Origin of the sequence: Streptomyces colwelliae (genome assembly GCF_048158785.1) — a bacterium.
In the GTDB taxonomy this organism is placed as follows: domain Bacteria; phylum Actinomycetota; class Actinomycetes; order Streptomycetales; family Streptomycetaceae; genus Streptomyces.
On sequence record NZ_JBLTJC010000432.1, the window covers coordinates 1 to 8,032 of the forward strand.

Annotated in this window: 6 protein-coding genes; 3 read left to right on the forward strand and 3 right to left on the reverse strand. The window is 69.7% G+C overall.

What is annotated here, in order from left to right:
* A partial coding sequence (locus tag ACNFOC_RS46595; RefSeq protein ID WP_416965057.1) for a glycosyl hydrolase family 95 catalytic domain-containing protein occupies positions 1-2,196 on the forward strand: 2,196 nt, incomplete at its 5' end.
* Positions 2,197-2,232: 36 nt separating this feature from the next.
* Entirely contained in the window at positions 2,233-2,946 is a 714-nt protein-coding gene (locus tag ACNFOC_RS46600) for a glycoside hydrolase family 12 protein (RefSeq protein WP_416965058.1), read from the forward strand.
* A gap of 26 nt (positions 2,947-2,972) precedes the next feature.
* Here the strand turns inward: ACNFOC_RS46600 and ACNFOC_RS46605 are convergent, their stop codons facing one another.
* The 3 genes from ACNFOC_RS46605 to ACNFOC_RS46615 all read right to left on the reverse strand — a co-directional run bounded on the left by ACNFOC_RS46605 (position 2,973) and on the right by ACNFOC_RS46615 (position 6,632).
* Positions 2,973-3,359: a hypothetical protein gene (locus ACNFOC_RS46605; protein WP_416965059.1), complete on the reverse strand. Its 387-nt coding sequence runs from the start codon at positions 3,357-3,359 to the stop codon at positions 2,973-2,975.
* 116 nt (positions 3,360-3,475) lie between these two features.
* The gene (locus ACNFOC_RS46610; RefSeq protein WP_416965060.1) at positions 3,476-5,539 is read right to left on the reverse strand and encodes a glycoside hydrolase family 31 protein; all 2,064 of its coding nucleotides are present in this window, start codon (positions 5,537-5,539) and stop codon (positions 3,476-3,478) included.
* A gap of 79 nt (positions 5,540-5,618) precedes the next feature.
* On the reverse strand, positions 5,619-6,632 hold the full coding sequence (locus ACNFOC_RS46615) for a LacI family DNA-binding transcriptional regulator (RefSeq protein ID WP_416965061.1): 1,014 nt from the start codon (positions 6,630-6,632) through the stop codon (positions 5,619-5,621).
* A 257-nt stretch (positions 6,633-6,889) separates the two neighbouring features.
* On the opposite strand from ACNFOC_RS46615, the gene ACNFOC_RS46620 reads away from it, so the two are divergent.
* Complete coding sequence (locus tag ACNFOC_RS46620) at positions 6,890-7,699, forward strand: GH12 family glycosyl hydrolase domain-containing protein (RefSeq protein WP_416965062.1); 810 nt, start codon at positions 6,890-6,892, stop codon at positions 7,697-7,699.
* Positions 7,700-8,032: the final 333 nt, after the last annotated feature.

The window sequence follows — 8,032 nt, forward strand, 5'->3', positions numbered from 1 at the left end:
CACACCACCTGGGAACCGCTCCCCGCCGCCCGCTGGGAGGACGCCTTCCTCAGCGGCAACGGCCATCACGGCGTCCTCGTGTCCGGTGATCCGAACGATGATCGCGTCATCGTCACCCACCACACCCTCGTCCGCCCGAACGGCGCCGAACACGCCCGGCCCCCACACCTCGCCGCCGAACTCCCCGCGCTCCAGGCCAGGTTGCTCGCCGGTGACCTCACCGCCGCCGAGGAGTTCACGGACGACCGCCCGCTCCAGTGGGTGCAGCCCTTCCACCCGGCCTTCCAGCTGCGGCTGCGCAGGCCGTCCGGCGCGGCAGGGCGCGACTACCGCCGCTCCGTCGACTTCACGACCGGCGAGGTCACCGCCCGCTGTGACGACTGGCGCAGCCGCGTCTTCGTCTCCCGCGCCGACGACGTGATCGTCCAGCACATCACAGCTCCCGACCTCACCCTCGACCTCGCTCAGGACCATCAACTCCCGTGCGCGCCAACAGGGTTGGGCGTCGGCCACGGCACGCTCCTCACCCCCGACGGCGCCGTCCTCACTCTCCGCGTCCGCTACCCCGACAGCGACCGCGCGTACACCGGAGTCACCCTGGCCGTGGTCACCGGCGGCACAACACGGCTCACGTCAGCGGGAGTCCGGATCGCCGGGGCCACCGACGTCCTCCTCCTCACCCGGGTCCGGCGGCACACCGGCGAGCTGGACGTCGTAGAAGAGACCCGCGCGCTGAGGGAGTCGCTCGACGACCGGCAGCAGCCCTACGACGCCCTTCTCGACCGCCATCTCGCCCTCCACCGCACGGCCTACGCCCGCGTCACCCTCGACCTCCACGCCGACGACGCCGAACGCGCCCTCCCCGGCTGCGAGTTGCTGAAGCGCACCCACAGTCCCGCCCTCCTCGAACGGCTCTTCGCCGCGGGTCGCTATCACCTCCTCTCCGCCAGCGGGCTGCTCCCGCCCCGGCTCACCGGACTGTGGACCGGCGACTGGAACACGGCCTGGTCGGGGGCGTTCACCAACGACGCGAACCTCAACCTCCAGACCGCGTCCGCCGCGAGCGCCGCCCTCCCCGAAGTCACCGACGCCCTCGCCTCCCTGATCCACCGTCAACTCGGTGACTGGCGGGAGAACGCCCGTGCCGTCTTCGGCGCCAGGGGCGTCGTCGCGCCCGCGCACACCGACGGCGAGTCCGGGCTGTCGTACCACTTCAGCCGCGAGTACCCGCTGCACCTGTGGACCGCGGGGGCGGACTGGCTGCTCAAGCCGCTCGTCGACCACGACGAGACGCGCGGCGCACGCGATCCGCGTACCGGAGCCGTACTCGCCGAAGTCGCCCTGTTCTACGAGGACTTCCTCGCGAACGGACGTACCGACGCCGACGGCCGACTCGTCCTCGTCCCCTCCTACTCACCCGAGAACCGTCCCGCGAACGCCAGTTGGGGCGCGATCAACGCGGCGATGGATCTCTCCGCCGCCCGGCACGCACTCCACACCGCCGCCGTCTATCATCCGGGCACTCCCGACGCGGCCCGCTGGCTCGCCCTCGCCGACCGGCTGCCGCCGCACCGGGTCAACTCCGAAGGCGCGCTTGCCGAATGGGCCTGGCCGGGCCTCGACGACACCTACGACCACCGCCACCTCAGTCACCTCTACGGTGTCTGGCCCCTGGACGAGATCAACCCCTACGACACCCCGCAGCTCGCCGCCGCCGCGCACCGCGCCCTCCAACTCCGGGGCGCCGAGAACGACTCCGCGCACGGGCACCTCCACCACGCGCTCGTCGCCGCCCGCCTCCGGGACGGTGAACGGGTCGCGCACGCCCTCGGGCAGGTCCTCGACGGTGACTTCTTCCACGCCTCGCTGATGAGCGCGCACTACCCGAACCGCGACGTCTACAACGCGGACGCCGCGCACACCCTGCCCGGCGTGGTCGTCGAGGCGCTCGTGCAGTCGACCCCGGACCGGCTGGTCCTGCTGCCCGCGCTGCCCGCGGCGTATCCGCACGGTCAACTCACCGGCGTACGCACGAGGTTCGGGGCGGAGGTCGATCTGAGCTGGACGCCCCACTCCGCCACAGCGCTGATCCGGCCGTCCCGTACTCACCGCGTCGAACTCCGGACTTCCTCCGGCACGGAGCCGCTCGACCTCGTCGCCGGAGAAGACCGCGTCCTCACCCTGGGGGCGCGGTAGCCACTCGCAGTTCCCCCCACCCATGGAAGGGACACCATGGCAACACGCAAGCTGGGCCGCGTACTTACGGCCGTTCTCGCCCCCGCACTCGCGCTCGGCGCCACCGTCGCACTCGCCTCGGCGCCCGCCTCCGCCGCCGTCTGGAGCTCCTGCGACCAGTGGGGCACCACGACCCTGAACGGGTACACGCTCTACAACAACATCTGGGGCTCCGGCGCCGGCAGCCAGTGCATCTGGGCCAACTCCGGTACCAACTGGGGCCTCAACGCCAACCACCCCAACACCGGCGGCATCAAGTCCTACCCCAACGCCAAGAAGGTGATCAACAAGTCGATCACCTCGCTGGGTTCGCTCACCAGCAGCTACAACGTCACGGTGCCGTCGTCCGGCGCGTACAACACGTCGTACGACATCTGGGACACCAACTACGACTACGAGATCATGCTCTGGATGAACAAGACCGGAGCCGTCGGCCCGCTCGGCACCTCGCAGGGCACCCTCACCCTGGGCGGTCACACCTGGACCGTCTACAAGGGCAACAACGGTGCCAACGACGTGTTCTCGTTCGTGCGCACCTCGAACTCCAGCTCCGGCACGGTCAACGTCCTGCCGATCCTGAAGTGGATCAAGGACACCAAGGGCTGGTTCGGCAACGTGACCATCGGGGACCTCCAGTTCGGCTTCGAGATCACGTCCTCGTCCGGCGGCCTGAACTTCACCACCAACAGCGAGAGCGTCACCAGTAGTTGATCCACCCGGGCACCCCGGTGCTCCGCTCAGCCGCCCGGTCCTCGTACTCCGCGAGGGCCGGGCGGCGCCACGACGAGCGCGGCGACCCAGCAGCCGAGCGAGGCCGACACGAGGCCGAACAGCGCCGGGTTGACGTAGCCGGGAACCGTGTCGGTGACGTAGCTGCCCCCGCCCGTCGTCTCGCAGACGAACCGGAGCGGGGCGAAGTCCACGGAATAGTCCACGACTTGGGCGGCTCTCGGGTCCTCCGGTCCGTCTTCCTGCCCGTTGGTCGTACGGCAGGGCAGTATCGGCGAGGAGTCGGCGCCGCCGTCCTCGGCCTGGACGAGCGCGCCCAGGACGTGCAGCAGACCCCAGAGATACAGGGCGAACGCGGCGAGGCCCGCAACGGTGGCGAGCTTGCGTAACACCATCGGAGGAGTCCAGCAGAACAAGATCGATACGGCTGTGACGGAGCCCACAGTTCCGCACAACGGAAGCGTCACGGCCCGGGCAGCCGTCCACACCGGCCGCCCGAACCGTGCGGCCGCTACTCCGCCACCGGCAGCGTCGCCCCGTCCCGCAGGAACAGCGGAATCCGGTCCAGCGGGGCGTCGACCGTGACCGCCGTACCGCCCTCGTACGTCTCGCCCGTCCACGCGTCCGTCCACCACGCGCCCGCCGGGAGATACGCCGTACGGACCGTGGCGCCCGCCGTCAGCACCGGGGCGACCAGCAGGTCAGGGCCGAAGAGGTACGCGTCGTCGACCGACCAGGACGCCTGGTCCCGGGGGAACTCCAGGAACAGCGGCCGCATCACCGGCAGCCCCTCCTCGTGCGCGGCGCGCATCACGTCCAGGACGTACGGCTTCAGGCGCTCGCGAAGCCGCAGGTACTTCTCCAGGATCGGCAGGGCCCGATCGCCGTACGACCAGACCTCGTTGGGGCCGCCGGTCATGTCGGGGCCCAGCGGCATGCCCGGGTCGCGGAAGCCGTGCAGGCGCATCAGCGGGGACAGCGCGCCGAACTGGAACCAGCGGACCATGACCTCCTGGTACGCCGGGTCGTCCGGGTCGCCGCCGTGGAAGCCGCCGATGTCCGTGTTCCACCAAGGGATGCCGGACAGCGCGGTGTTGAGGCCCGCGGCGATCTGTCGGCGCAGGGTCGGGAAGTCGGTGCCGATGTCACCCGACCAGAGGGCGGCGCCATGTCGCTGACTGCCCGCCCACGCCGAGCGGTTGAGGGTGATGACCTCGTCGTCATCGAAGCCTTCGGCGCGCAACCCCTCTGCGAACGCACGGGAGTTCTCCGCCGGGTAGATGTTGCCGACCTCCAGGCCCGGGCCCGCCCAGTAGCGCAGGTTCTCCGGGAAGCCCGGCTTCAGCTCTGGCTCGCAGGCGTCCAGCCAGAAGGCCGTGATGCCGTACGGCACAAGGTAGTTGTCGCGGATCTTCGACCACAGGAACTCGCGGGCCTCGGGGTTCGTGGCGTCGTAGAAGGCCACCTGGACCGTCGACGCGACCCCCTTGTCCGGCCAGTCGGCGTGGGCCATCGGGCCGTACTGGGTGCCGATGAGGAAGCCGCGCTGTTCCAGTACCCCGTGGTTCTCGCTGAGCGGGGACACCGACGGCCAGACGCTCACCACCAACTTCACGCCCAGCTCGTCCAGTTCGCGGACCATGGCCGCCGGGTCGGGCCACTCGGCCGGGTCGAACTTCCAGTCGCCCAGGTGCGTCCAGTGGAAGAAGTCGCAGACGATCGCGGAGAGGGGCAGTTCCCGGCGCTTGTACTCCCTTGCCACGGCGAGGAGTTCGGCCTGGGTGCGGTAGCGCAGCTTGCACTGCCAGAAGCCCGCCGCCCACTTGGGCAGCATCGGGGTGCGGCCCGTCACCGCGCTGTAGCGGCGCTGGCCGTCGGCCGGGTCGCCCGCGGTGATCCAGTAGTCGATCTGCCGGGCCGAATCGGCCACCCAGCGCGTGCCGTTGCCGGCCAGCTCCACGCGGCCGATCGCCGGGTTGTTCCACAGCAGGGTGTAGCCGCGGCTGGAGACCAGCACAGGGATGCCGACCTCGGCGTTGCGCTGGACCAGGTCGAGGACCAGGCCCTTCTGGTCCAACTTCCCGTGCTGGTGCTGGCCGAGGCCGTACAGCTTCTCGTCCTCGTACGCGGCGAAGCGCTGCTCCAGGCGGTGGTGGCCGTTGCCGACCGCCGTGTAGAGGCGCGAGCCGGGCCACCAGAAGTGGGCACGGGCCTCGGCGAGGAGTTCGCCGGAGTCGTCGGTGCGCAGGAAGCGGATCAGGCCCTCGGCGTCGACCTCGACAGTCAACTCACCGACGATCAGGGTCCCTTGACCATCCTCGATCTTGATGGTGGCCTCGGTGACCGGCGCCTCGTCCAGGAGCGCGCCGGGCAGCCCGTCGAGCAGCGGGCCGCCGAGCCTGGCCCTGACCCGCACCGCGTCAGGGCCCCACGGTTCTATCCGCAGGGTCTCCTGACGGCCGCTCCACTCCAGCGCGCCGTCCCGCTCACGGAAAGTGCCGACGGTGGGCGACGACTGCGCGAGGCTGACCGCACCCGCGCCCTGACTGATCTGGTTCTCGGCAGGCTGATTCACGTGAGGGCTCCTGTGAGGAGTGCAGACATGGCGGTGCCCTGGCGGCAGCACAGGGGTGGAGCTCTGAGGTCGAAAAGGGTCAGGAAACGGCGGGCGCCGGTCCCGTACTCGCCCGCATCGTCAACTCCGGCGCGATCAGCACGACTTCGTCGCTGCCGCGGCCGTCCAGCTTGGCCACCAGGTGCTCCACGGCGTAACGGCCCATCTCCTGCGCGGGGATGGCGACGGACGTCAGCCGCACCGAGGCCTGGGTGGCGACCTGGTCGGGGCAGACCGCGACCACCGACACGTCCTCCGGCACGGCCCGGCCCTGCTGGCGCAGCAGCGCGAGCAGCGGCTCGACCGCCGACTCGTTCTGCACGACGAAGCCCGTGGTGCCGGGACGCTCGTCGAAGATCCGGGCCAGTGTCATCGTCATCGCGTCGTACCCGCCCTCGCACGGCCGGTGCAGCACGCGCAGGCCCAACTCCCGCGCGCGGGACCGGAGTCCGTCGAGGGTGCGCTCCGCGAAACCGGTGTGCCGCTCGTAGACGGCGGGCGCCTCGCCGATGACAGCGATGTCGTGGTGACCGAGTTTGGCGAGGTGCTCGACGCACAGCGCGCCGGTCGCCCCGAAGTCGAGGTCGACGCAGGTCAGTCCGGTGGTGTCGGCGGGGAGGCCGATGAGCACGGACGGCTGGTCGGTGCCGCGCAGCAACGGCAGCCGCTCGTCGTCGAGTTCGACGTCCATCAGGATCATCGCGTCGGCGAGCCCGCTGCCGGTGACCCGGCGCACCGCGTCGGGACCCTCCTCGCCGGTGAGCAGCAGCACGTCGTAGCCGTGCAGGCGGGCGGTGGTCGCCACGGCGATGGCGATCTCCATCATCACCGGCACGTACATGTCGGTGCGCAGCGGCACCATCAGCGCGATGATGTTCGACCGGCTGCTGGCCAGGGCGCGGGCGCCCGCGTTCGGGTGGTAGCCCAGCTCGCGGATGCTCTGCTCGACCCGCTGCCGGGTGGCTCCGGAGATGGACCGCTTGCCGCTGAGGACATAGCTCACCGTGCTCGCCGAGACTCCGGCGTGCTGGGCGACCTCGGCGAGGGTGACCATCCAGCTCTCCAAGCTTTGTGAAGCGCTTCGACAGTGCGCGTTGCTGACAAGGGCGGGTGAGGGTGGTTCGACATTAGCTTCAGGCGGTGTGGGTGTCCATAGGTTGTCGAAGCGCTTCGACACTTTCTCGAAACGCCGGGCTCGACTGTTCGGGAAACCCCGGCCCGGCAGGATTCTCCGCGCCGGGGAGGCAACCTCCGGGCGGGTCGGCGGCCACTGAGAGGTCGTAGACGAACCGTCCCCCGGAAGGACCCCCGATGCAACACCGCAGACCACGCCTGTCCAAGAAGCGGAAGACGCTGGTCGCCACCGCGGTGGCTCTCGCGGCGCTCGCCGGTGTCACCGTCGCCCAGGCGGGTGAGTCGAGCAAGAAGTGCACGGCCGACGACACGGTCACCCTCGGCAAGTACTACGTGAACAACAACCAGTGGGGACGCGACAAGGCCACCGGCAGCCAGTGCGTGTGGGACAACTCCCAGGCGGGGTCGACGATTTCGTGGGGCACGTCCTTCAGTTGGGCCAACAACAGCAAGGGCACCGACGCGGACGTGAAGACGTTCGCCAGCACGGTCCTCGGCTGGCACTGGGGCTGGAAGGTCGACAAGGCGACCACCGGGCTGCCGATCCGCGTCGGCGACCGTAAGCCGGTAAAGACGACCTGGGACTTCACGCTCAGCTCCAACCCCGGCACGCTCGACGTGGCGTACGACCTGTGGCTGCACTCCAAGAACACCGCCGACTGGGCGGACCAGCCCACCGACGAGATCATGATCTGGCTCAACCGGCAGGGCGGCGCGGGCCCGCTCGGCACCAAGTACGGCAGCGTCAGCCTCGACGGCGCCATGTGGGACATCTACCAGGGGAACATCGGCTGGAACGTGTACTCCTTCGTCCGCACCGCCAACACCACCAAGGCGACCCTGAACATCGACGACTTCACCCAGGCACTCGTCCGGCGCAAGCTGCTGAGCAACGACAAATACGTCTCCGGCATCGAGTCCGGCACCGAGATCTTCAAGGGCTCGGGGCGGCTTGACACAAAGGCGTACTCCGTCGACATCGGCTGAACGGACGCGCGAAGGGTGGCTGCTTCGCGGTGGATCGGGTACATACGATCGGGTAGCACCCGTCGGTAACCGCCATGGTCCGAGGGCCCGATTCGCGGCGAGGTGAGCCTCATGTCCGCTCCATCCAGCAAACCCGCCGGATCCCGTTCCAACTCCAACTCCAACTCCACGCGGAGTCGTCGTCGGGCGGAGCTGTTCCAGGCCAGATAGCTGGTGAGCATCTTGAGGATGTAGCCCACGAGCAGGAAGATCGCCGCGGCCGTGCCGGCGACGGTCGGCGCCGTCGAGCTTCGTCTGGACCTTGATGGGTGCGGGCGATGCTCGGCCCTGGTG

Excerpts from the sequence above, each read along its gene's own strand:
- ACNFOC_RS46615 (WP_416965061.1), bottom strand. The coding sequence starts at position 6,632 with ATGGTCACCCTCGCCGAGGTCGCCCAGCACGCCGGAGTCTCGGCGAGC.
- ACNFOC_RS46600 (WP_416965058.1), top strand. The coding sequence starts at position 2,233 with ATGGCAACACGCAAGCTGGGCCGCGTACTTACGGCCGTTCTCGCCCCC.
- ACNFOC_RS46605 (WP_416965059.1), bottom strand. The coding sequence starts at position 3,359 with ATGGTGTTACGCAAGCTCGCCACCGTTGCGGGCCTCGCCGCGTTCGCC.
- ACNFOC_RS46620 (WP_416965062.1), top strand. The coding sequence starts at position 6,890 with ATGCAACACCGCAGACCACGCCTGTCCAAGAAGCGGAAGACGCTGGTC.